At 30.4% G+C, this 23575-nt stretch carries 23 protein-coding genes, 2 other RNA genes and 1 pseudogene; 9 read left to right on the top strand and 17 right to left on the bottom strand.

Features of this window, described 5'->3' with window-relative positions; all coding sequences use genetic code 11:
• Positions 1 to 160 precede the first annotated feature (160 nt).
• On the bottom strand, positions 161 to 385 hold the full coding sequence (locus tag COE53_RS16235) for a hypothetical protein (RefSeq protein WP_069031960.1): 225 nt from the start codon (positions 383 to 385) through the stop codon (positions 161 to 163).
• A 305-nt stretch (positions 386 to 690) separates the two neighbouring features.
• Between COE53_RS16235 and cspD the strand changes: the two genes are divergently transcribed.
• Positions 691 to 888: a cold-shock protein CspD gene (cspD, locus tag COE53_RS16230; protein ID WP_056466512.1), complete on the top strand. Its 198-nt coding sequence runs from the start codon at positions 691 to 693 to the stop codon at positions 886 to 888.
• 164 nt (positions 889 to 1052) lie between these two features.
• Positions 1053 to 1298 carry a DUF2564 family protein gene (locus tag COE53_RS16225; protein WP_069031959.1) on the top strand — a complete coding sequence of 82 codons (246 nt, stop codon included), beginning with the start codon at positions 1053 to 1055 and terminating at the stop codon, positions 1296 to 1298.
• 678 nt (positions 1299 to 1976) lie between these two features.
• Here COE53_RS16225 and COE53_RS16220 read toward each other — a convergent pair.
• Together COE53_RS16220 and COE53_RS16215 are read right to left on the bottom strand one after the other, a co-directional pair.
• Entirely contained in the window at positions 1977 to 2162 is a 186-nt protein-coding gene (locus COE53_RS16220) for a zinc-finger domain-containing protein (RefSeq protein ID WP_069031958.1), read from the bottom strand.
• Positions 2163 to 2178: 16 nt separating this feature from the next.
• Positions 2179 to 2835: a reverse transcriptase-like protein gene (locus tag COE53_RS16215; protein WP_098948375.1), complete on the bottom strand. Its 657-nt coding sequence runs from the start codon at positions 2833 to 2835 to the stop codon at positions 2179 to 2181.
• A 133-nt stretch (positions 2836 to 2968) separates the two neighbouring features.
• Here COE53_RS16215 and COE53_RS16210 point away from each other — a divergent pair, with 133 nt between their 5' ends.
• On the top strand, positions 2969 to 3349 hold the full coding sequence (locus tag COE53_RS16210) for a reverse transcriptase-like protein (RefSeq protein ID WP_069031956.1): 381 nt from the start codon (positions 2969 to 2971) through the stop codon (positions 3347 to 3349).
• Positions 3350 to 3365: 16 nt separating this feature from the next.
• Positions 3366 to 4301 carry a DMT family transporter gene (locus COE53_RS16205; RefSeq protein ID WP_069031955.1) on the top strand — a complete coding sequence of 312 codons (936 nt, stop codon included), beginning with the start codon at positions 3366 to 3368 and terminating at the stop codon, positions 4299 to 4301.
• A 6-nt stretch (positions 4302 to 4307) separates the two neighbouring features.
• Here COE53_RS16205 and ssrS read toward each other — a convergent pair.
• The 6 genes and pseudogenes from ssrS to COE53_RS16175 form a co-directional block, all read right to left on the bottom strand.
• Positions 4308 to 4489, bottom strand: a non-coding RNA gene (gene ssrS, locus COE53_RS16200) — 6S RNA.
• A gap of 49 nt (positions 4490 to 4538) precedes the next feature.
• Positions 4539 to 5363 (bottom strand): sulfurtransferase, encoded by an 825-nt coding sequence (locus tag COE53_RS16195; protein WP_069032253.1) that lies wholly within the window; start codon positions 5361 to 5363, stop codon positions 4539 to 4541.
• A gap of 30 nt (positions 5364 to 5393) precedes the next feature.
• Positions 5394 to 8990: a dynamin family protein gene (locus COE53_RS16190; RefSeq protein ID WP_069031954.1), complete on the bottom strand. Its 3597-nt coding sequence runs from the start codon at positions 8988 to 8990 to the stop codon at positions 5394 to 5396.
• Positions 8991 to 9278: 288 nt separating this feature from the next.
• Positions 9279 to 9782, bottom strand: coding sequence for an isoprenylcysteine carboxyl methyltransferase family protein (locus COE53_RS16185; RefSeq protein WP_069032252.1), 504 nt, complete (start codon positions 9780 to 9782; stop codon positions 9279 to 9281).
• Positions 9782 to 10873, bottom strand: a complete 1092-nt coding sequence (locus COE53_RS16180; protein ID WP_069031953.1) for a type III polyketide synthase — start codon at positions 10871 to 10873, stop codon at positions 9782 to 9784. Before COE53_RS16180 ends, COE53_RS16185 begins: the two co-directional genes overlap by 1 nt.
• Positions 10874 to 11199: 326 nt before the next feature.
• Positions 11200 to 12634 (bottom strand): annotated as a pseudogene (locus COE53_RS16175) (carboxypeptidase M32).
• Between the two features lie 223 nt (positions 12635 to 12857).
• Here COE53_RS16175 and COE53_RS16170 point away from each other — a divergent pair.
• Together COE53_RS16170 and COE53_RS16165 are read left to right on the top strand one after the other, a co-directional pair.
• Positions 12858 to 13169, top strand: a complete 312-nt coding sequence (locus COE53_RS16170; protein WP_084006728.1) for an ArsR/SmtB family transcription factor — start codon at positions 12858 to 12860, stop codon at positions 13167 to 13169.
• Between the two features lie 125 nt (positions 13170 to 13294).
• Positions 13295 to 13813 carry an SRPBCC family protein gene (locus COE53_RS16165; protein WP_254664513.1) on the top strand — a complete coding sequence of 173 codons (519 nt, stop codon included), beginning with the start codon at positions 13295 to 13297 and terminating at the stop codon, positions 13811 to 13813.
• A gap of 54 nt (positions 13814 to 13867) precedes the next feature.
• Here the strand turns inward: COE53_RS16165 and COE53_RS16160 are convergent, their stop codons facing one another.
• Positions 13868 to 14329: an RDD family protein gene (locus COE53_RS16160; RefSeq protein ID WP_069031950.1), complete on the bottom strand. Its 462-nt coding sequence runs from the start codon at positions 14327 to 14329 to the stop codon at positions 13868 to 13870.
• 283 nt (positions 14330 to 14612) lie between these two features.
• Here COE53_RS16160 and COE53_RS16155 point away from each other — a divergent pair, with 283 nt between their 5' ends.
• Positions 14613 to 14804: a hypothetical protein gene (locus COE53_RS16155; RefSeq protein WP_069031949.1), complete on the top strand. Its 192-nt coding sequence runs from the start codon at positions 14613 to 14615 to the stop codon at positions 14802 to 14804.
• Positions 14805 to 14963: 159 nt separating this feature from the next.
• Here the strand turns inward: COE53_RS16155 and COE53_RS16150 are convergent, their stop codons facing one another.
• Both COE53_RS16150 and COE53_RS16145 read right to left on the bottom strand, forming a co-directional pair.
• The gene (locus tag COE53_RS16150; protein ID WP_069031948.1) at positions 14964 to 15167 is read right to left on the bottom strand and encodes an aspartyl-phosphate phosphatase Spo0E family protein; all 204 of its coding nucleotides are present in this window, start codon (positions 15165 to 15167) and stop codon (positions 14964 to 14966) included.
• A 362-nt stretch (positions 15168 to 15529) separates the two neighbouring features.
• Entirely contained in the window at positions 15530 to 17044 is a 1515-nt protein-coding gene (locus tag COE53_RS16145) for a carboxypeptidase M32 (RefSeq protein WP_069031947.1), read from the bottom strand.
• Positions 17045 to 17213: 169 nt separating this feature from the next.
• On the opposite strand from COE53_RS16145, the gene COE53_RS16140 reads away from it, so the two are divergent.
• Positions 17214 to 17834, top strand: coding sequence for an NAD(P)-dependent oxidoreductase (locus COE53_RS16140; protein WP_069031946.1), 621 nt, complete (start codon positions 17214 to 17216; stop codon positions 17832 to 17834).
• Between the two features lie 24 nt (positions 17835 to 17858).
• Here the strand turns inward: COE53_RS16140 and COE53_RS24505 are convergent, their stop codons facing one another.
• Both COE53_RS24505 and COE53_RS16130 read right to left on the bottom strand, forming a co-directional pair.
• Positions 17859 to 19790, bottom strand: coding sequence for an ATP-dependent DNA helicase (locus COE53_RS24505; RefSeq protein WP_069031945.1), 1932 nt, complete (start codon positions 19788 to 19790; stop codon positions 17859 to 17861).
• A 240-nt stretch (positions 19791 to 20030) separates the two neighbouring features.
• Positions 20031 to 20957: a Gfo/Idh/MocA family protein gene (locus COE53_RS16130; protein ID WP_098948374.1), complete on the bottom strand. Its 927-nt coding sequence runs from the start codon at positions 20955 to 20957 to the stop codon at positions 20031 to 20033.
• A 171-nt stretch (positions 20958 to 21128) separates the two neighbouring features.
• Here COE53_RS16130 and COE53_RS16125 point away from each other — a divergent pair, with 171 nt between their 5' ends.
• Positions 21129 to 21347 carry a hypothetical protein gene (locus COE53_RS16125; RefSeq protein WP_069031943.1) on the top strand — a complete coding sequence of 73 codons (219 nt, stop codon included), beginning with the start codon at positions 21129 to 21131 and terminating at the stop codon, positions 21345 to 21347.
• Positions 21348 to 21470: 123 nt separating this feature from the next.
• On the opposite strand, the gene COE53_RS16120 is transcribed toward COE53_RS16125, so the two are convergent.
• The 3 genes from COE53_RS16120 to gpsB form a co-directional block, all read right to left on the bottom strand.
• A complete protein-coding gene (locus COE53_RS16120) occupies positions 21471 to 22622 on the bottom strand; it encodes a THUMP domain-containing class I SAM-dependent RNA methyltransferase (protein WP_091021095.1) in 1152 nt (383 codons plus the stop codon).
• A gap of 151 nt (positions 22623 to 22773) precedes the next feature.
• Positions 22774 to 23159, bottom strand: an RNA gene (rnpB, locus tag COE53_RS16115) — RNase P RNA component class B.
• 78 nt (positions 23160 to 23237) lie between these two features.
• Positions 23238 to 23543 (bottom strand): cell division regulator GpsB, encoded by a 306-nt coding sequence (gene gpsB, locus COE53_RS16110; protein WP_025671532.1) that lies wholly within the window; start codon positions 23541 to 23543, stop codon positions 23238 to 23240.
• Between the last annotated feature and the right edge of the window lie 32 nt (positions 23544 to 23575).

Below are 23575 nucleotides of genomic sequence, written 5' to 3'. Positions count from 1 at the left end.
CTCACAATTTAAACTAATTTTGTTATCACTTTATTTGATAGATATAGTTATTATATAACTTAAGTAATGGTAGGGAAAGCAGGAAGAAACAGAAAAAGGCAGTGCCAAAAGAATTCACCCTCTTTTAACTGCCTTTACTTCTCTTCATCATTAGGAGCTTTTAACTACAAGCTGGATTACGTGGTATTTGAATTAATTCTACTTCTTCTAATATTTTAATTCGTTTTGTTACAATCACAACGTAGTTAGCTGTCCATATATATCGAGGAAAGTTATTTTCGTCAACCATCATTGCTTGAAAAGTATCATTCATCATTTCTTCAAATTTTTCCTCTGTAATTAAATCATTTTCAATATTAAATTCAATCCATTCACAATGAATCATTTTTCATCTCTCCGTCTCTATATAAAGTGAAATCAAGATTGATTCTTAATAGTAATTTAAACTTCTTACCTTGGTTGTAGTATATCATGTACTTTTTAATTTGTGAATAATTTCACAAATTCATTTTAACTTTTTATTTTATTTATGAAATTTTTAAGTCAATTGAACGCATATTTTGATATTAAGCGCTTACTTGACTTATATTCTTAATAGTTGTATATTAATTTCAACATTTATTATTAATATTATTAATAAATGGAAATTCTTTCGCGCTTCATGTGCAATGTTTTAGGAGGAAAAGAAAAATGCAAGGAAAAGTAAAATGGTTCAACAATGAAAAAGGTTTCGGATTCATCGAAGTTGAAGGTGGAGACGATGTATTCGTACATTTCTCAGCAATCCAAACTGACGGATTCAAATCATTAGAAGAAGGTGCTGAAGTTTCTTTTGACATTGTTGAAGGTAACCGTGGACCTCAAGCTGCTAACGTAGTAAAGCTATAATATAAACTTGACTACATAGAGGACTGATTTTATCAGTCCTTTTTTATTTTTCCCAAAAAATCATAATAAGAATTATTCAGTATACTTAAACAAAAAAATCCTCTTCCTTTTCATGATTCCTAATATATTTGGGAATACTACGAAGTGAAATAAGGAGGGTGTTTATGTCAAACTTTAATAATTTTGAGGATGTTGAAATGAAAGTTAAAGCTGCTCAAAAGCTTGTGGGCTATGCAACAATGAGCATGGACGAACAACAATTAACAGATGCAACTACTGCAGTGAATCAAGCAAGAGAACAGCTTGAAAAAATGAAAGGCCTTGCTACTGATTTAGATGATGAGTTTTTACAGAAACAAGAAGAAGACTTAATGCAAATTGAGCAACAAATAAGAGAAGCTCAGATATAATGAAAAAGAAGGTACTTTTATTAGTACCTTCTTTTTTAATGTATTGAAAAGACTTTGTCTATATTGAAAAATGGAATGCTAAGTAGAATTTATTGATAGTTTGTTCTTCTGGAACGAGGAAGCTCAACTCATGCCCCATGGTAAGCGAGCATCCTTCAGTAGAAACAACAAGACAATCTTATTAAATTGACAAACTACATTTTTCAACAACATAAAAATGAAGGTACTTTAAATTGGACCTTCTTTTCAGAGTTTTGAAAATAAAATTGTCAATAGGGAAACGGACATTTAAATGAACATTTATTAATGATGAAGTTATCATTTTCTGTATGATTTTTTAATGATTTTAAATGTTAATCTGTTTGAGCAATTTCATGATTCTAATAGCACTAGCAATGATTTTTTTGAGAGTTTAAAATATTATGTGCTAATTTTTAGAAAAACAAATTCAATTGATAAGTTTAATTAATGTTCCAGTTTTATTGACTTAAAAGCTACTTAATACCCAACAGTTAGCTTATTCTAAGTAAAGGCTATTTGCTTAAGGTTTATTGCAGACTTTTTTTTGATGAGTAAGTTGATTGGAACGGAAGGGTGCTCGACTCCTATGNNAAATCAACATCACTCTACTCCTATTAAGAAAATTTGATAATTTAATTAACCTAAGTTAGTGGCTAGTTAACAGTCCGAAGTTAATTGCTTACCGATCGTTTTTATTTTTTCTCCAATTGTACATTTATTAATACAAAATGATTGTGCGAATTTTTGGCTATGGTCTTTTCTAAAATGTTTATAGACAAAACATCCATCACAATATGTCTTTATTAACGTATCTATTTCGTCCAAGATTTCTTTACGTTCCATAATTCATTTCACCTCTTCAAGTAACTTCAATTGTACTTATTATCTTATTCCCTTTAAGTGCTTGCGTTGCTAGATTATGAGCTTCTTTATTATCATTACGTTTAATCAGTTCTAATTGTAAGGTTAATTTTAAGTTTTTACATTTTCTTTCAATTCGATTTATGAATCGTTCATGTTGTTCTTCATAACAAGGCCAATCTCCATTTAATTGATTAATGACCACTTGTGAATCTCCTTTAATGACAATGGTTTGTCCAGTTATATTCATTTCCTCTAATAGTAGGATTGCATTTTCTATTGCAGCAAACTCCGCTTCATTATTTGTCACTAACCCATCTAATTTTTCATTAAACCTTTTTCGATAGTTTTTACCATTTTGACTAAAGTATAAGCATACCCCTATTCCAGATATAGATGTTGCTAAATCAAATCCACCGTCAAAAAATATTGAAATATTATGAGGTTCTTCTTCGAGCTCTTTTAAGTACTTTATTACTTGTTTTTTAGTCCACTCAGTGTCGAATTGATCTAAAAAGATAATTTCTCTTGTTCTACCTGTACTTTCGAAATCTTCCGCTAAAAGTAGTGCTTCTTTTATTTCTAACCATTCAGTTTCAAGTGTAATTTGATATTTCTTTTTAGTTTGATACTTCCAACTGATTTTTAGCTTCATCCGACACACCTTCTCTATTCTTTATTTTAGACTAGCCTATGGTTGAATATAAAATTACTTAATTCATTTTTTAAGTTTTCATTTTTTTGAATATATACTAAAATGATACATATATAAGTGTTGGAGGTTTACTATGATTGAAGTTTATATTGACGGAGCTTCCAAAGGAAATCCCGGGCCCTCAGGTGCAGGTATTTTCATAAAAGGAATTAAAGAGCCTGTTTTTTTAAGTTTTCCATTAGATTCGATGTCTAATCATGAAGCTGAGTTTCATGCATTACTACTTGCTCTAGATTATTGTGTCAAAAACAATTTAGCAATGGTTTCATTCCGTACAGATTCAAAAGTCGTTGAAGAAAGTATTGATAAGAAATATTCGAAAAACGAATTATTTATTCCTTTATTAGAGAAATCACTTAAGTTGATTAATCAACTTGATCTTTTCTTTATTAAATGGATTCCATCAAGCGCAAATAAGGTTGCTGATGAACTTGCTCGAAAAGCTATAAAATAAAAAAGGAATGGACGATATGAAAAATAAATTAATCGCTTTTTCTTCTTTACTCTTTGTGTCCTTCATTTGGGGTTCTTCGCTTTTCATTGTTAAAGAAACACTTAAGTTTGTCCAACCATTTACATTTAATGCATTACGATTTATAGTAGCAGCAATTATATTATTTACAGTTCAAACTTTATTAAATCGAAAAAATAATAAAAGACATCGCGGAAAAGCTGGGTTTATTTTCCCCGGAATCGTTATCGGATTATTTTTATTTCTAGGCTTTGTATTTCAAACATTTGGATTACATTACACGTCGATATCCAAATCAGGTTTTATAATAGGTATTAGTGTTGCGATTGTTCCTTTTCTTTTATTCTTTAAATATAAGAAAAAACCAACTTTACGGGAAAATGTATGTGCAATCATTGCCTTCATCGGATTATTTTTATTAACACTATCAACAAATTCCAAGTTTAATTCTGGTGATATTATTTCCTTTTTTAGTGCGATTGCGTTTGCTCTTCATATTATTTATTCAACGATCTACTCACCGAATTATAATTCACTACAACTGGCAACTGTACAAATAACTTTTGTAGGTTTAGCCTCATGGACATTTGCTTTAATCTTTGAAGATTGGCAAGTCATTTTCAACCATGCATTATGGACAAATAAATATTTTGTTTTTTCAATTCTATTTACAGCAATTTTTTGCACCGCTGCAGCTTTCTTTATCCAAATGTTTGCCCAACGTACAATAAGTGCGACTGAAGTAGGGATTATTCTCGCTACCGAGCCAGTTTTTGCAGCGATTACTGGGTATTATTATGGTGGAGAAAGATTACAAGAAATTGGTTTATTCGGTTGCAGCTTGATTTTAGTTTCTACGATCGTAACTCAAATTAGAAAGACCAAAAGTAAAAAGCAATTATATAAAGAAGAAAAAACCATTCACAAAATGTGAATGGTTTTTTTTCCCGCAAATGCCGTTATTCATTTATGTCTAAGTAAACCGAACTCCAAGGTGGATGTCCTCACAAGTAACGCTCATCCTCCTATATGTAGGCACGATGTTGTTACTTAAATATTGGTCTTCCGGTAAACAAATCATTGGTTTAAGACATAAACTGACAACGCACACAGCAGGTTTTGTTTAATTTGTATTCTCATTCTATACCAACTAAAACTATTTTGCAACTAATTATTTTTCCCTTTTCACTACATTTTCTTCATAAGAAATCCAATCACTAAAACTTCCTGGATACAGTTTTACATTTGTATATCCAGCTTCAACTAATCCTAAATAATTTACACAGCCAGTGACACCTGAGCCACAATAAACTACTGTTTCATCCCCATTCTTGAATGGATTGAATAGTTCTTGTAATTCTTCTTTTGTTTTAAATTCTCCCGATTCATTTAAAACATCTTTCCAAAATGAATTTTTTGCTCCAGGTATATGACCAGCAATTCGGTCAATTGGTTCAAATTCACCAATATAACGAATCAATTCTCTAGAATCAATTAAATTGAAATCTTCTTTTTCACCATTCTCCTTAACTTCATTCATCGAAGTTATCATATAATCTTGGACATTAATCTCGAATTTTTTAGGTATGACTTCTTCAATTTTTGTCGTTACTTCAAAATCATTTTCCATCCATTTTTTATAACCACCATTTAAAACAAAAGTATACTGATGCCCCACCAAATTACATAAAAACCAACATCTTGCGGCATTATCATTCGTACCATCGTCATAACAAATAACAATCGTATCATGATCGATCCCTAGATCTCCTAAAAGATTTCCAAAAACATTTAAATTTGGTAACGGATGTCTGCCTCCATGCTTTTGTACAGGACTAGATAAGTCATTATTTAAATCAACATAACGAGAAAGCGGAATATGATTTTTCTTATACTCACTTAAGCCATATTCAGGATTTGACAATTGAAATCGACAATCTAAAAATACAACATTTTTATTTAAGCGCAATTTATTTGCAATGTTTACATCAATAATGTTTTTCAATTTTAATTGTCCACCCTCATATTAAATTAATTTTTTGAATAAGTTTAATACTTTTTCATCTACTACTACTTCATTTAAGTTTTCAGTTGCTTTAATTGTTTGTTGAACATCATTTTCGATTTGATTGCTACAGTTGAGCAATACAGAATTTAATGCATCAACATATTGAATGTGATAATGCTCTGTAAATAAGCTATTCATATTTGCTAAATAGTCTTTTAATGGTGTTCTCAACTCATTAATGCATTCATCAATCATCGTTTCTTTCATGTTTTCAACAAAAAAGCTTTTTGGATTTTTGAAGTAATTCTTTAAACTTTCAAAACGATCTACATTAATAAATTGATCAGGATTTTTTATCGAAACAGGTAAGATTTCATTAATTTCACTTTTTTGAACGATAAATTCAGATTGAATAGAATGTATTTCACCAATTACTCGATCTTGCGACATTGAAATTTCATTCGTTAAAAACTTCTCTAATCTAAATCCAGTTACTCTTAATTCCTTTAAAATCTCTTCCAATACTTCATAAATAAATTCACGAATTTTCGTTACAAATAATTGTTTAATATTTTTTGTTGTATTATTGAAAACACTTGGATTAAAGAAATAAGGGAATAAATCTCTCATCCTTAATTCAATACGCTTTTCGATAAAGAAAATCAATTGTTCGTTTTCTTTCATAAATGCTCTAGGTAAATTAGTAGGTTCTGCATTTTTAATCGCTTCTTTAACTTTTTTCTGAATTTGCTCCAGTTCGTTGAAAAATTGATCTTTTTCACGTTTAATTCTTTCGAAACGATTAATTGTATCACGTAAGATTTTTTCAATTGTTAATAGGTCATTAATAAATGTTTTAAAGACTTCATTGGCAATCTCAAATTGGAAGAAATTTTGGATTTTCGTATTTAATTTCTTATAATTATTCTCGATTTCTAAATTTAACTCTAAATCACCATATCCCTTCATCTGAAGCATACTTGAAATAGCAAACACAGATGGGAAACGAACCCCTAGTTTCGTTAATTGGTTTACAAAGAAATTTTGCACGATTTCGATTTCGTTTTGATCCTTTGCTAAATCCGAAGCATTTAACACAAAGTAAACTTTATCACTATCAAAGCTTTCTCTCATTCGCCCGATTTGCATTAAGAAAGATTCATCTTGACGTGTAAAGGCATGTTGATAATGTGCAACATATAGAATTAAATCAGCTTTTTTCAAATAGTCGAATGCTAGTTCAGTATGTCTTGAATGGATACTATTTCCCCCTGGTGTATCCACTAATACAATCCCACTTAACGTGATCTCACAATCGAAATAAACTGTACTTTCTTTTACAAAACATGCTCTATTTTCTTCACTAATTACACTTACATACTCACTTAAGTCATATCGCTTAATTGTACCTAATAAACTTCTCATTTCTTCATAATTTTGACATACGCTTTCTGCATAAACGAAAGCATCAGTAGGAATTTTATCCTTTTGTTTCTTAATTAAATTTTGAAGGGTACTAAACCACTCTTTTTCATTTGCTTCTACGCCCCATTTTTTAAAGAAATCAAGAAACTCTTCTTTTAAAGATTCTTCTGATTTATAACTCACATCAGCTTTTTTATTACCAGATTCAGCTGTTGAGCGTTTAATCTTACAAATTGCCGCTGTTGTTGGGTGTGGAGAAACAGGTAATACACGATCGCCAAGTAAAGTATTTATATACGATGTTTTTCCTGAACTAAACGCTCCGAATAATGCAATTGTGTATTCGTTTGATTTTATTTGTTCTCTTTTTTCTTTTAGAATACCGATTTTACTCTGTATAAATTTATTTGAAGTTAATTCGTCTAATATAAAATCAGCAACCTCATATTTAGCTTGAATTTCTTCGTTTGAATATTTTTTTGAATTAGTTTGTTCAATGTCAGTAATAAGTTCTTCTTTTATTTCCGGTGCTTGAACAGTTAAGATTTTGTGATTAATTAATTCACTTACGGATATTAAAGTAGGCTTAATTTCAGGCAAGTCTTGATTTATTTCTTGATCATTATTTAAAATCGTCTTAATTTCTGAAACCATATGTGAAATTTTTTGATTATTAAAATCTAATTCATCAAATCCATCTATTTTTGATTGCAAATCATTTTTTTGATTTTTTAATTTTAGAATAGTTGATTCATTTTGTACTTTAAGTTCTTTTGAAAGTGTGTAAATAAATTCGGAAATACTTTTACGGTATACAGCCTTAATACCTTCACTTACTTCCTTCGTATACTGTAATAAATAGTTTCCACCTGTATCAATCAAATGCGATGGCTTTGGACAAATTACCTCATCACTCAAATTAGGCTCTAAGATATTATCAAAGTCACTACTATCAATTTTATTATTTTCAATTTGTTTTACAGTTCGAATTGCTGCTTCTTTTACAAAATACTCAATTTGTTTATTTGTTAATTCCTTTACCTTTTGAATAAATTGACTTTTAGATTCATGTAAAGCATTTTCAAGTTTTTTTCTAGATTGAAATAATCCTTTATTTTGCAATGCCTTTTCTGATTCTAAATATTTTGATGCTAATTCTCTCATTTCAAATGGTGTAATGTTTGAATTAGTAAGAACTTGTTGCGTAGACTGCAAACAATTTTCCTCAAATGTAGAAACTGATGTTTCAATAACTTCAATTTCACTATTTAAATCATTATAAACGGATCTAATCTCATCAGCATTTTGATCGAGATCAATGTAATCGTTCTCAAGTTGTTGTATTTGTTCGTTCATAATTGTTAAAAAACTTGCATAGTCATTTTCAATTTGTACTACTTCTTGATGACTGTATAAGTCATTTAAATGATTTAAAAACTGGTTATATTCGTTATTATCTACAGATTTATTTCTTGTAGAAATATAAAAAACTTGTAAGTTGCCTAATCCTTGTTTTTTCAAGTTTCCAATTACACCTTGTTTAAATTGTTCAAACGTCAATTCTGTTTCATCGTGTTTATCAATACATGTAATGACTAAACAAACTTTATTATTTTTTTCAACTAAATTATGAATAAAATCAATATTTGTTTTCGAATGAACATGTTGATAATCCATTAAATAAAAAATACTATCCGCTAGATGAATTACTGAGTTTGTCGCCTCTAAATGATCCATATCTGTTGAATCAATCCCTGGAGTATCAATTAAAACAGATCCAGTTGGAATTTTAAATAGTTCTTGTGCCCACTCGAGTTCAATAATTGAACCACTATCAGAAGCTAACTTTTTGAGTTCATCTACTTGAATATCCTCTTGAATCTGATACATTTCACCATCTTTAAGAGTAATTAACATTTTACTTTCGCCATTTTTTAATTTTACAACGTTTGCACTTGTAGGAATTGGGCTTGTAGGTAGTTTTTCTACTTGTAAAAGATCATTTAATAAAGATGACTTACCAGCAGAAAAATGCCCACAAAATACGTAATAACTTTCCTTATTTTGTATTTTGTATGCTAATTTTTTTAATTGGAATAATTCCTTCGAATTACCTTGGTCAGAAAGTAAATTGATACCTGAAGAAACCTTATTCAGTAATTCCCCTCTGTTAATCTTAGTGTTTTGCAACGTGATTTCCCCATTTCATTTCATTCTCAAATAATTTCCCTAGCATTATTTTATCCCCATATATATTAATTTGGAAGAAGAATGTATAGGCATATGCATATAAAATAAAAAAAACTAGGTAACATCACCTAGTTTTGAACTTGTTTAAGTACATATTTAGTTAGTAAAAAGTATAAAAGAATTGTAGCTGACACAAATCCAAGAACCATTTGACGCACAACCTTTCGAAGTTGATAATGATTTTCATTCTACATTAATCATAATCAGTTATTTTCCATTTGTCAATAACTATTCGATTGATTGTAAAAGCGCTTTATTTTCTTCTCGGATTCTTACTTTTAATAAAATTAAATTACAAACTGAAAAGATTACAGTTGTAATATACGCATGAAACATAATAGGTATTACTAATAATTCTATGGTAACGATTATATAATTTGGATGCTTGATATACTTATAAAGCCCACGTTTTACTAATTTTTCATTAGGTAAAATTATTATTTTTGTATTCCATCTTTCTCCTAATGTTGAAATAACCCATACCCTTGCTAATTGTAATATGATAAAAACGATGAGGAGAAAAGTAAAAAATCTAATTTCTATATATCGAATGAAATAATTCTCAATTAGAATTGAAATAAAAAACATGCTATGTAAGATGATAAAAAATTTATAATGCTCTTGGCCATATTCAAGTGCGCCCCGCATTTTTAATTTTTTTTCATTATTCTTTGCTATGCCTAGCTCAATCACTCTTTGAATGATGATGAATAAAAAAATAATCTTTAACATTAGCATTCTACCCACTTTAACAGTGATAACTCTGAACTAAACCCTGGTCCTAAAGCACAAAGAAGACCGTGCTCATTCGTTTTTCCTAACTTCATATACTCACTTAACACAAATAACACAGTACAAGATGACATATTTCCATATGATTTTAAAATATTTAAGGAAATTTCGATATTCGCTTCGGAAAGATCTAATGAATCGATATATGCGTCCAATACTTTTTTTCCTCCAGGATGAGCAATGAAATGGGTAATATCCCTAATTGTTAGTTCATATTGCGTTAAAAAATTTGAAACAACTGGTTGTAACCAATTTTTTACGATCGAAGGAATATCCCTTGAAAAAATTACAAATAAACCATCATTCCGAACATCCCATCCCATTACGTCTAATGAATTAGGCATTAGAGTTGAATTAGTTTGTTCAATTGACGGTAAAGATTTATGGATCGTTCGATTTTTCAACTCACTCTCATCGCCAATAACTAAAACCGCTGCTGCTCCATCAGCAAATAATGAAGTTCCTATTATATTACTTTTGGAAAGATCTTCTTTTTGAAATGTTAAACTACATAATTCAACTGCAACTAGTAAAATATTTGACTTTGGATGGGCTTTACAATAATCAAATGCTCTAGATATACCACTAGCACCACCGGCACACCCTAAGCCCCATATAGGAATTCTCTTAATCGAAGAATTAAATGGCAGGATATTTGCGATATGAGCATCAATTGTAGGGGTTGAAATACCAGTCGAAGAGACAAAAATAATTCCATCTATTTTTTCATATTGAATTTCCGAAGATAGAAATTCATTACTTGTCAAACAGTTTTTAATAGCTTCTATTGATAATTCAATTGAGATTTCAGTGTAAGCCTGATTTTTTTGCTCAAAGCTATGCTCTTCGCTATACCAAGAAAGCTCCTTAGAAATATATCGACTTTGAATCTCGCCGTTTTGAAATACAGATAATAAACGATCAATTGAAGGGTATCTTTTCAAAAAAAGTTCTCGAATAAAAGGTACTATATTTTCCTGATCGATTTTATATTTTGGCACAGCTTTCCCAACAGATAAAATTAAAGGCATAATTTCCCACTCCTTATAGTCATTACCTTTTGTATTAAATTGGAAAATTATTCTTAAATACTTGAAAAACCTAGAATAGAAATAAGATGACATAATAGGCTCAAAAATTTGTAAAATTTAATTCGTAGCAAAATTTAAACAAAAAAAAGACAATTCACTATTCATTCATGGACCATGAACAAATAATAAGAATTGTCTAAGCGTTTCAAAGGAGTTTTCTTTCTGTTGTGCAGTTTTAGTATATCTCATTTTACTCGAATCTACATTCGCAATTATTTCCATTAAAAAGCTTCTAAAATCTCCTCCACAACATTTCTAATTTACAATTATGATTTATTTACTTCTTCCAACTCATACAATTTTGTATATTTCGATTCTAAATAGTCAACAAAATATTTCACATTTAATTCTTCACCAGTAACATCCTTCAAAATTTGTTGAGGTTCCTTCATTGCACCATATTGATGAATATTTACTTTTAACCAATCAAGAATTGTTTGAAAATCATTCGTTTCAATTAATTCACTAAAATTCGGTAATTCTTTTTCCATTGTTGCTTTAATTTGAGCAGCATACATTGCACCTAATGCATAAGTTGGAAAGTATCCAAAATGCCCCATTGACCAATGTACGTCCTGTAAAACACCTTCTCGATCAGTTTCAGGAACGAATCATTACATGTAAAGGATAGGTTAATTCATCAGCTTCAATACGAATAAACGAAGGCTTACTATTATTTATCACTTTATAAAATTCATCTAGAGAGACATGTTCTAACACACCATTAAGTTGCTCTTTTAACTTAGGATAATTTGCTTTCCAGAATTCAAAGCTTTGTCCAATTATCTTTTCATATAAAAGCGACTGAGATTCATGAATACCTAACGACGCTCCTTGAGCGATCGGTAAACCTTCTAAATCTTTGGAAATGTTTTGCTCATATAGTGCATGACCACATTCATGAATTGTACTAAAAAGGGCTTTTTCAAAATTATTCTCATGATATTTCGTTGTTACTCGAACATCACCTAAATTAAGAGAAGTAGCAAAAGGATGTGGAGTTGGATCTAATCTTCCGGCATCAAAATTATAACCAAGAGATGCTAATAATTGTTCACATATTTCTTTTTGTTTTTGCGTCGAAACAAATGCTTTCATCTCTTCTTTTTCAAAGTTTTTCCCACTAGTCGATACAGCTTTAACAATCGGTACTAATTTATTTCTTACTTCTGAAAATACTTCATCCAATTTATTTACAGTCATTCCAGGTTCATATTGATCCAAATATGTATCATATTTACAGTCTTTATATCCTAAATATTCAACGAACTTACGTTTATACTCAATTATTTCAGTTAAATAAGGTTCAAATTTAGCAAAATTATTTTCTTCCTTTGCTTCTGCCCAAACACTCTCAGAAATTGCTTGGCATTTAACAAAAGCTTCAAACTCATCAACTGGTATTTTCGTATTTCGATCGTACTGCTTTCTTAAGTATTTTACTGTTTTTTCAACTTCCAATGAACATTTGCCTGCACTAATGGCTTCTTCCATTGTTATTAAATAATGAGCCATATCTTTTGAAATGCTCATTTTATATACATCGGCTGATAATTGACTAATTACATTTGAACGCTGACTTACAGCATTTTTAGGTGCACCTGTTCGAAGATCCCAATATAAAACACTAATTGCTTCTTCAATGTTTAACATTTTTCTTACATAATCTAAAAACGAAGCTTCATAATCTTTTAAGCTCATCAAAACACCCACCTTTTAAAATCAAATTTTTGAGTCAGCTAAATAGTAACATAAAAAATATATGGATAAATAAGAATTATCATATTTTTCAAACAATATTTCTCGACAAAATGAATATTGTCTAATCACTTCGTAAATACTACTCATGTCTTTTTTAACTAATACAAAATTATATTTCGAATATTCCTTGACAGGAATATTCCTTATGAGGTATATTCAATTTATGAATTCGACTTTAATTGCTCTTGCAGAGCCGAACCGGTTACAGATTGTCGAACTCTTACGTGACGGTCCTCTATCAGTCGGTGAAATAGCTGAAAGCTTAGGACTTAAGCAACCACAGGTTTCAAAACATCTTCGCATTCTAAGTGAAGCTGGGCTTGTCGAAGTTCAACCAATCGCCAATAAAAGAATTTATAAACTTAGACCCCAGCCGCTAAAAGAAATTGATTCGTGGATTAAGTCATTCCGACACGTCTGGGAACAGAGATTCGATCAATTGGACGATTATTTAAAAAAATTACAGGGCAAATAATCTTAGCTTATTCATTGCACACAATTTAATTAGTACTAACTATTATTGAAAGGAGAAGTACCTAGTTTTAAAAGAGGAAATAATGTCTAATTTAGGAAATAATAAAATAAATGGAGGAATTAATAATGAGTAAAAATATGTTTAATGTAGATGAGCAAGGATTAGTTTTAACAAGGGTTGTTGATGCGCCTCGTGAATTAGTATTCAAGGTTTGGTCCGAAGCAGAACACCTTAAAAACTGGTGGGGTCCAACAGGTTTTGAAATGGATGTAGCAACGTTAGAATTTAGACCAGGAGGTAAATTCCACTATAAAATGGAATCACCAGAAGGATTCGTAATGTGGGGATTATTTGTTTTTGGTGAAATTATTGAACCTGAGAAAATTGTTTTTGTTAATTCATTCTCTGATCAAGAAGGTAATATGGTTCGCGCTCCATTCTTTGAAGTTTGGCCATTGGAAATTCAAAACACTTTAACTTTAGAAGAAAATGATGGCAAAACAACGATTACATTAAAAGGTTTTCCAATCAATGCTACTGATGAAGAAGTTGCTGCATTTATTGCAAATAAAGATTCTATGCAACAAGGCTTTACTGGTACATTTGACCAACTAGATGCATATTTAGCTAAAACATCATTATAAGATAAATACCCTTTAAAGCTTGAAAATAGCTTTAAAGGGTATTTTTTAGTGCTATTAATAATAAACAACCTTCGTTTTAGCGATTAAATCATGTAATGTTCTCCGATCTTTTCGGAAAATAAAAAACAGATCAATTACATACAAAATTCCGATTGCTTCTATAAATATTGGCAAATTTAGCTGACAACCAAAAGCAAATATCGAACGTAATGTCATTGTTTTGAAATCAACTAAGTCATCTGTATCCCTCACAACCATAATACTTAATAATCTTTTTCCTATTGTTTGTCCGTTCCAAATATAAGTAGGTACAATGACATAAAGTAGGAAAATAAATAAAAGCGACCAAATTGAATATAAAAACAGTTGCTTACTACTAAACATAAATAATTCTAAAATGTCTTTACTTTCTAGCCCAAGTATAAGTAACCCTAGTTTAGAAAATAAAAGATTTAATGAGCCATCGATCCAAGCTGCAAACAATCTTCTAATACGACTTGCCAGTTCAAAATCCATCTAGAACCTCATTCCACATTTTTATAAAAAAATGGATATTAATCGATATACTCTATTATACTTAGGGGATTTTGATTTTGATTAGTGATTTTTAACTATTTGAATTAATTTTTTTAAACAAGCTACATAGGTTGTTTTCAATTTTTAGTTATTTTTTACTTATTTTGACTATTGATATATGTCAAATCCCCCTCTTCTTATTAAGATACTTCATTTAAAAAGGACTAATTACTATTTAAATAGAATTATTGAATTTAATAGTAATTTACAAAGGAGAACTTTCATGAAGAAAATTTTGACAGGAAAAATGAGTATTACTCAAGCACTATTTGCATGTGCCTTTTCTTCAATTGCGATTACTGTATTAGAAAGTTATATACATTATAGTAATCGCTATATTGCAGGTATAGTTGCTGGCTTAATCACTTTTTTCAGTTTTATCTTAGCATTTATCATTTTCAAAAATGAGAAATAAAAGTTTGCATTTATATGAAAGTAAGTAATGAGTAGATCAAAATTGCGCATTTAACGGAGAAAAACCTTATTATCCAAGGTTTATTTTTGGTTTACGAAAGCAATTAACTATAAAAAAATAAGACCACTAAAAATAATTAGTGGTCTTATTACTATTTTTTCATATTGGTTTAATATTAATTTTTGATTGTTTAACTGCAACCGTTTTCAACAATTTCTGTAGTTCTCTTAAATCAGTGTCCAACTGATGACGAATCTTTACTACTTCTTGATGATTGTCATTATTTTGATTTTGAGCTTCTTGCAACTTGATTCGTTTTTCTTCAATATTTCGTTCTAAAGATCTGGCTGTTCTAAAAAACATTCAAATTACCTCCTTTTCAAAAAAAGTATGAACACGCTTTCATTTTTAACTATAATACTATAAAAAAAATATCTTAAGACTTTCTAAATGTGAATATTTTTTGAACTTAATTTTGGATACTTTAGTTCTTCAATATTTCACCTAATTAAATTCAACTCTTCTAAATAAGTAATTGTGAACACGCTTTCATTTTTATTTATGATACTATAAAAAAGTAATTAATTAAATATCTAAATATGTCTATTTTTTGAACTTATTAAAAAAACATAAAAAATAACAACTTGGAATTAATCATTTTTTAATGTTTTCTTTAATAATAAGTATGGGGAGGTTCTTAACAACCTCCATCCACACGAATTAGATTATACTAAATTATACAATTTAGAGTATTTATCTTCTAAATAATCAATAAAGTATTTTACATTTAACTCTTCGCCTGTAACATCTACTAATAATTCTTTCGGTTCTTTTAATTTTCCATATTGATGAATATTAAGAGTTAGCCAATTAACAATTTGATGAATCTCGCCGCTTTTTAGGATCGTTTCATAATCGCTTAAATCCTGTTTCATTTTATGCTTAAACTGTGCTGCGTACATCGCACCTAATGCATACGAAGGAAAATAACCAAAATCTCCGCCTGCCCAGTGTACATCTTGAAGAACGCCCTCTCGATCATTTGATGGAACGATACCTAAGTATTCTTCCATTTTATCATTCCATATTTTTGGCAAATCCTTTACTTGTAAATCACCATCAAACAGTTCTTTTTCAATTTCATATCGAACCATTATATGCAATGGATATGTACATTCGTCCGCTTCAATTCGAATTAACGAAGGCCTACTATGGTTTATTGCTTTATAAAATTCTTCTACCGATAAATTTTTAAAATATTCACCAGTTTTCGCAATTAAATTTTCATACTGTGCTTCCCAAAACTCTTTACTTCTTCCGATCATATTTTCAAAGAATAGGGATTGAGACTCGTGTATTCCCATCGATGCACCTTCACATAATGGTGTCCCTATTAAATTCGATGATAAATTTTGCTCATAAAGTGCATGGCCACATTCGTGAATGGTACCAAAAAGCGCACTCATAAAGTTATCTTCTATGTATTTTGTTGTTACACGAACATCGCCAGGATTTAAAGTAATCTGAAATGGATGAACTGTTTCATCTAAACGACCGGAATCGAAATTATAACCTAATTTTTCAAGTATTTCTTCACTAACTTCTTTTTGAAGATCAATTGAGATCGGTTGTGACAATTCTTTGCGAATTAGTTTAGTTTGCGAATTTGAAATTTTCGCAACTAATGGTACAAGACTTTCTCTTACTTTGCCAAAAACTTCATCAAGCTTCACAGTTGTCATGCCAGGCTCATAAAAGCTTAATAAAGTATCATATTTCTTATCTTTGTAGCCCCAATATTCAATGAATTGTTTTTTCATCGTTACAATTTTCTCTAAATATGGTTGGAATTTACTAAAGTCACCTTCATTTTTAGCGTCTTCCCAGGCATTTTCACTTAATGAACAAAGCTTTACATATTCTGCATATTCATTTTTAGGGATTTTACAGTTTAAATCATAATTTTTTCTACATTCCTTAACAGATTTTTCAATGATTTCATTTAAGTTTCCTGTGCCTATTTCTTTTTCAAATAAATTTAAATAGTTTTCCATCGTACTTGATGTTGTCATTTCAAATACTTCTGCAGAAAGCTGACTGATGACATTTGACCTTTGTTCAGCTCCATTTTTAGGCGCACCCGTTCTTAGGTCCCAATACATAACATTAATTGCTTCATTATAATTTTCAATCTTCTTTAAATAGTCAGTAAATTCTTCTTGTATTTTATTAATTGCCATTTTTAACCCTCATTTCTAAATTTTAGGATGTTATTTTCATTCTATCATAACTTTTATATTGAATTAATATTAAGCTTAAAAAGCACTTTCATTATCAGAAATCATTTGATTAAGTTTATATAAAAGACATGATTAATAAAAATATAGTACAATACAGCAAGGTGATGTTATGAAAATATTATTATTAGGAGCAACTGGAAGAGTTGGTTCTTTTTTAGTGGATTTATTATTAGAAGCTAAATGTGAAGTAATTGCTTTAGTAAGAGATGAACAAAAAATAACGATTCATCATGAAGCTCTTACAGTTTTAAAAGGAAATATGCTAAATGAAAAAGATTTAAATGTAGCTTTAGAAAACGTAGATGGAGTAATTTCCGCCTTAAATACTGGCGGTGAGAATATTTTATCTAAAACAATGGGACTACTAATCCCTCTTCTTGAAATGAAAAAAATAAGTAGGATTGTTACAATTGGAACTGCTGGTATTTTACAATCAAGAGTTGATCCAACAATTTTACGGTATAAAAGCTCTGAATCAAAACGAAAATCAACAACTGCAGCAACCGATCATGAAAAAGCTTATAACTTATTAAATGAAAGTTTGTTAGATTGGACGATTGTTTGCCCAACTTACCTACCAGATGGTCCAATAACTAAAAATATTAATGCTGAAAAGAATTATTTACCGATTGATGGCCAACGTATTACAACTGGAGATACAGCCTATTTCGCATTTAAGGAATTTTTCGAGTGCAATTTTAGTAAATCTAGAGTTGGAATTTGTAATTAAAAAAAGCTAGCGAATGCTAGCTTTTTAAGATGGATCAATAGGCAAACTGTTTAAGATTTTTTCTTTCGTTTCATTGTTTAGATCATTCTCAATAAATAAAACGATTTTTCCTTTATCTTCATGACTACGGATTAGTCGTCCAATACCTTGGCGTAATCTTAATAGCATATACGGCTCATCAATATCGAAGTAAGGGTTTTGTGCATTTTGACGTTTTGATTGGAATACAGGATCATTTGGCGGGAATGGTAGCGCATGAATAATCACTTGACTTAGTGACATTCCTTGAATATCTAATCCTTCCCATAAATGAACAGCACATAAAGAAGCGTTAATATCTTCTTGGAATTTTTGTACAATTGAACTAATTTCTTCTTCACCTTCAAAGTATAAATTGAAGTCTAATTTTTCTTTTTCAACTTGCAGTTTGAATTTTTTCATTTCCTGAGTTGAATTGAAGAGAATTAATGTACTTCCGTTATTATCCTTTAACTTCTCAATAATCTTTTCATTCTTTTCCTCAATTTTGGTTGGATCAACTTGATTTAACTCTATTTTCATTTGTTCAACATAATCAAACGGAGAATTGACCGAAAATGATAAGTAATCTTTTATCCCTAAACTACCTGCAATATAATCAAAAGAACTATTTTGAGATAGAGTTGCAGATGAAAATACAATCGGCATTTTTTGATTAAATACTTTTTCTTGTAAAAGCTCATTTACAGCCTTAGGCATGATGACAAGTGTTAATTCATTTTGATTATACTCAATCCATTGAATCGCTGTAATTTCATTAATAAATAAATTTAAGCAACGCTCAACATCATCTAAATGCTCATCAACAATATTTAACTGATATTCATCAATTGTATACATTTCACTTTCAAAGACTAATTCATCACCAATACTACTAATTTGAGACTTTAATCGCCTTGCTAACTTTATTAGTCTTTCATTCATATTCAGTTTAAAACGTCTAGACCCTTCAACTTCTTCGGTATTGTTATCTAATTCAAAAAAGAATTGATCGTACGTTTCTAATGTATCTTCTAGTAATTGTTGGAAGCTTTCACGCGTCCCAGATTGCATTAAAAATGATAAAAATGTATTTAATGTCTCTTGTTGTAGACGATAAGTTAATGATTTTTGACTTGCAAATTCAAGTAAATGTCCTTCATCAAATACTACACAGCTTGGATTAGGTAGTAATGGCAATTGACCTTCACGTTTTCTAGATTCTACCGTCCAAATATGTTCCATATAAAATTCTTGTGAGCATACAATTAGGTCAGTTGCTTTACGATAATGTTCTCTTGATAGAGTTTGTCCACATCTATGTCTTTGTTCACAAGTAGAACAATCCTGGAAATAATCATATGAAATTGTATCCCATTCTTCATCTGTTAAGTCCTTATATTCAGTACGGTCTCCATATGGAGTAAATTTTTGGAGTGTTCCATAATCATTTACAAAGCTTGGTAAATTTTCATAAACCCCTAAAACGGCATCCGATACATCAATTTCTGAACGCTGTAAATCTAATTTTTTTAAACATAAATAATTTGTTGTTGATTTAGCTAATCTAACATCAATTGACAAATTTAAAGCATTCGATAACTTTTCAATATCCCCATTTTTCTTTACTAGCTGTTCGATTAAGGATTCATCAGCACATGCTATAATAGCTGGCTTACCTGTATATCTTGCATAGCATAAACAATATAGCAAATAGACAAACGTTTTACCTGTACCAACACCTGCTTCAGCAAAAATAACTTTCTTTTCTTTAAACGCTCTTTCAACCTGATAAGCCATAAAGATTTGCTCATCTCTTAATTCATAGCCTGCATCTGGTAATAAATCATAAAAAACGTCCCCAATCCATTCCCCTAGCTTTTCAATGAATTGGTCTTGCTTTCCTACCTCAAAAGGTAATTTAGTTGAATGACTCATTGCTACCCCCAAAATGTAAATTAAAAAGAAAAAGTCCTCTTTTGAGAACTTTAATTTTGCAAATTTATTCGATCCATTATATTATTTAAAAATTGTCTCTACCCGCTATCATACAAAAAATGTGAGGGAAAGGCAAGGGAAATAAGGCATGATCACTTAAAGACTAAGGGAAATGTATATTTAGAACTAAATAAATTAGCTTTAAATTCTTCTAGCTCCTTTATCTCCTTCTAGTTAACTTTACTGGCCTTTTGCTTGCCTGATCATTTCTTCAACAACCATTTGAGATTTTAATCCTTCTTCTCCATTGACCAATGGATTTTCATCAGAGTATATACAATTGATAAAATGGTTAATACAATCCTCAAAACCTCTTTGTTTTAATGTTGTGTCCCATGATGATGAAAACGAATTATTTAGTGAGTTATTTTTTTCTACTTCAAAGTTGTTCATATTTTTTACCCTTATAATAGAACCTTCAGTAATTAATTCTAAGCGCTCAAGATTTGTTCCTGCCATCCGGTGCATTACTGTATTAATAGAAGTTCCTTCTATCGATTCAAATTGGTGAGTAGCATACTCTAATTGATTCGTATGAGTAAGTTTGACTCTACCATTTATCAAGTTAACTTCTCCATTTGCCAACCATCTAATGGTATCAACTAAATGTAAATAATCATCCAGCATCGTAAACTCGAATGAATTAGACCCAATTTTATTCTCTCGATGTTTTTCAAATCTAATTACTGCGATATTCTTCGCCTGTTCTTTTGCCTGCACATACATTGGACTGAAACGACGGTTGAATCCAACCATAAGTTTTCGGTTTAGCTTAATACTTAATTCAGTTAATTTTTCAGACTCTGGCAATGTAGCTGCTAGTGGTTTATCAACATATACATCTTTGCCTTTATTTAATAAATACGATACTACCTCAAAATGTGAACTAGTTGCACTATGTACAAATACTGCGTCACTTTGTTCTGCCAGTAATTCCAAACTTTCAAAATCTTTAATTCGATATTGTGAACATATTTTCTTACGTTTTTCTCTATTTGGTGAAAATGCACCAATAAATTCCCAGTTTTCTTCTTTTGTAAGAATTGGTAGATATGCTTTTTGTGCAATATTGCCTAATCCTACCATTCCAATACGTAGTTTTTTCATTTTAGATCAGTCCTTTAAATTGGCTTATTTTTCAAGATTCATTGTAACAAATTATCTTTCTTCATTTAAAAGAAAAATGATTATATTTCAAAATTATCTAATGGCAATAACTTTCGAATTATCGGGAAATCTATAAAATAATCATAAAAATGGTAGTTTGGAGGTGTTTATTTGTACTTATATTCTTTAATTCAAACTAATTTTGATACAAACGATGATATAAGTGTTGTAAGAGATCTTTATTTACTTCAGCATGAGAAGAGTTTCTCTAATGATGAATTTCATGATTTAGTCACTCAATATAAAAGTACTGCAGAAACAAATTGGCATGTTGCACATTTACTTGAAAAAAATCATGGATTTAGAATTGTACCTGCAATTAATTTATAATGACATAACGAATACAATTTTTGTTCAAGATTTGTTCGTAAAAACTTTAACGAAATACGTTATTATAAATAAAAAGGTGCCCCAATCGTCTAAATAGACATTGGGAACACCCTTTTAACCTTTTTACTCTTCGATTCTTCTTGGAGGTCTTTTTCCAAAGTATTGATAATAGTCAGTTTTAATGAAACCATTAAATAATTTACGTTTTTTTGTTGCTGGTTTACCGTAAAATTGTTCAAATCCCTCATGACTAGTAAGTACATACACTGACCATGTATCTAATTTTGTAAAAACATTTCCCATATCTGAATATAACTTTTCAACGTAAGGTCGATCGTTTAATCGCTCACCATATGGTGGATTAGTGACAACATATCCATACTCAGATTTAGTAGTAAAGTCTTTTACTTGCATTTGTTTAAAAGCAATTGAATCTGATAATCCAACTTCATCAGCATTCGCTTTTGAAACATTAATCATTCGATGATCAATATCTGATCCGATTATTTCAAGTTTTTGATCATAATTTGCTAAGTCTTCTGCTTCCTGTCTAGCTTCATTCCATCTTTTTTTCCCGATCCAATGCCAATCTTCAGACGCAAAGCTTCTAAACGATCCTGGAGCGATATTATGGCCAATTAATGCAGCCTCAATCGGAATAGTACCAGATCCACAAAATGGATCAACAAAAGGTAAATCAGCATTCCAATTTGTTAGTAATACTAATGAAGCCGCAAGTGTTTCTTTTAATGGTGCTTCACCTTGATCTACACGATATCCTCTTTTATGTAATCCTTCACGACCAGTAGTGTCAATCGTTAATGTTACGATATCTTTTAAAATAGAGACTTCCACTCGAAATAATGGACCATCTTCAATTAACATACCTTGAATATTTTGGATTGTTTTTAATTTATCAACAATTGCTTTTTTGACGATTGCTTGGCAATCTGATACTGAAAATAATTTTGATTTATGCGATTTTCCTAACACAGGAAATTGACCGTTTCTTGGTATAAACATATGCCAAGGTAAGGCTTTTGTTTTTTCAAATAATTCATCAAATGAGGTTGCCTTAAATTCACCAACACGTAGTTTCACTCGGTCAGCTGTTCTAAGCCACAAATTCGCTTTCACAATTCCAGCTTCGTCCGCTTTAAATAATACTCGACCATTTTCAACTACTACATCTTCAAACCCTAGGCTTTTTATTTCTCTAGCGACCAGTGCTTCGATCCCCATTGCAGCAGTAGCAATTAATGTATATTTCGCCAATTTAACCACCTATCTCATTCAAACTAAGAATGAACTTTTCTTTTCATATTTTCATTTTAATTCCTATTTTCATTATGAACAATTTACGTCGAAATTACAAAAAACTCTCCATAGAATGAAGAGTTTTTAAACAGTTTCATCATTTCATATGTTCTGTAAGCCATGTTCTGTACCATTCGTACTACAAGCGGCTCTCGCCTCGTACTACTAGGTGGTAATCATCTATCTACAGAATAATCTGTCCCTTTCTCTGTTCAATTCCTTTGAAAGGATTCCCCTACCATAATTTGGGTTTCTCACTCGTGGGGTTTACCGCGTTCCACTCCTCTCATTTCTTCGAGGACTACGTCACTGTGGCACTTTAAAGGTAGTAGAACCATATCCGTAAAGGACTTAGGTCCGTTCCCTGCCGTTAGCTGTTTACACAGCTACCCTATCTTATGACTTCGATAGGCACGAACACTACAGCCATCGCAGGACTGTGCGAGCATGGACTTTCCTCAACAACGTCAAGCGTTGCAGCGATTACCCGAACATATTGAAACGAACATTTATTAGTATAGTAAATTATACTTAAGTTTGCAATGCTTTCTTAAAATATAAATTAAGTTAAAATTATTCGAATAGTTTACTACCAAAAACATGCTTCTCTAAATTTGATAATCTTTTTAGAACATCCGTATTCGTATTATTAAATGGTGAAGGTGGAGGTGTAGCTGTGTTCTTTTGATCCTCCAACAATTTTTTATACTTTGCATTTTCTTGTTGTAGGGCTACGATTTGATTTTGAAACGATTCATAGTCTTTAATGATACTGTCTAAGTATTGATCCACTTCCTCTTGATTATATCCTCGCATTGAAACTTTAAATTCTTTATTTAGGATATCTTTTATACTTAGTTTTATTTTTGTTGATTCCATGTGTGTCACCCCAAAACATTTAGAAATATTTA

Origin of the sequence: Bacillus sp. AFS029533 (genome assembly GCF_002585125.1) — a bacterium.
In the GTDB taxonomy this organism is placed as follows: Bacteria; Bacillota; Bacilli; order Bacillales; family Bacillaceae_G; genus Gottfriedia; species Gottfriedia luciferensis_B.
The sequence above is the reverse complement of the archived record's forward strand: the minus strand, read 5'-3'. Positions and strand labels throughout refer to the sequence as shown.

Bases quoted from the DNA above. Each gene is read 5' to 3' on its own strand.
- COE53_RS16215 (WP_098948375.1), bottom strand. From the start codon at position 2,835: ATGAAGCTAAAAATCAGTTGGAAGTATCAAACTAAAAAGAAATATCAA.
- cspD (WP_056466512.1), top strand. From the start codon at position 691: ATGCAAGGAAAAGTAAAATGGTTCAACAATGAAAAAGGTTTCGGATTC.
- COE53_RS16225 (WP_069031959.1), top strand. From the start codon at position 1,053: ATGTCAAACTTTAATAATTTTGAGGATGTTGAAATGAAAGTTAAAGCT.
- COE53_RS16140 (WP_069031946.1), top strand. From the start codon at position 17,214: ATGAAAATATTATTATTAGGAGCAACTGGAAGAGTTGGTTCTTTTTTA.
- gpsB (WP_025671532.1), bottom strand. From the start codon at position 23,543: ATGGAATCAACAAAAATAAAACTAAGTATAAAAGATATCCTAAATAAA.
- COE53_RS16160 (WP_069031950.1), bottom strand. From the start codon at position 14,329: ATGGATTTTGAACTGGCAAGTCGTATTAGAAGATTGTTTGCAGCTTGG.
- COE53_RS16220 (WP_069031958.1), bottom strand. From the start codon at position 2,162: ATGGAACGTAAAGAAATCTTGGACGAAATAGATACGTTAATAAAGACA.
- COE53_RS16145 (WP_069031947.1), bottom strand. From the start codon at position 17,044: ATGGCAATTAATAAAATACAAGAAGAATTTACTGACTATTTAAAGAAG.
- COE53_RS16155 (WP_069031949.1), top strand. From the start codon at position 14,613: ATGAAGAAAATTTTGACAGGAAAAATGAGTATTACTCAAGCACTATTT.
- COE53_RS16235 (WP_069031960.1), bottom strand. From the start codon at position 385: ATGATTCATTGTGAATGGATTGAATTTAATATTGAAAATGATTTAATT.
- COE53_RS16180 (WP_069031953.1), bottom strand. From the start codon at position 10,873: ATGCCTTTAATTTTATCTGTTGGGAAAGCTGTGCCAAAATATAAAATC.
- COE53_RS24505 (WP_069031945.1), bottom strand. From the start codon at position 19,790: ATGAGTCATTCAACTAAATTACCTTTTGAGGTAGGAAAGCAAGACCAA.
- COE53_RS16170 (WP_084006728.1), top strand. From the start codon at position 12,858: ATGAATTCGACTTTAATTGCTCTTGCAGAGCCGAACCGGTTACAGATT.
- COE53_RS16150 (WP_069031948.1), bottom strand. From the start codon at position 15,167: ATGTTTTTTAGAACAGCCAGATCTTTAGAACGAAATATTGAAGAAAAA.
- COE53_RS16130 (WP_098948374.1), bottom strand. From the start codon at position 20,957: ATGAAAAAACTACGTATTGGAATGGTAGGATTAGGCAATATTGCACAA.
- COE53_RS16210 (WP_069031956.1), top strand. From the start codon at position 2,969: ATGATTGAAGTTTATATTGACGGAGCTTCCAAAGGAAATCCCGGGCCC.
- COE53_RS16185 (WP_069032252.1), bottom strand. From the start codon at position 9,782: ATGTTAAAGATTATTTTTTTATTCATCATCATTCAAAGAGTGATTGAG.
- COE53_RS16205 (WP_069031955.1), top strand. From the start codon at position 3,366: ATGAAAAATAAATTAATCGCTTTTTCTTCTTTACTCTTTGTGTCCTTC.
- COE53_RS16165 (WP_254664513.1), top strand. From the start codon at position 13,295: ATGAGTAAAAATATGTTTAATGTAGATGAGCAAGGATTAGTTTTAACA.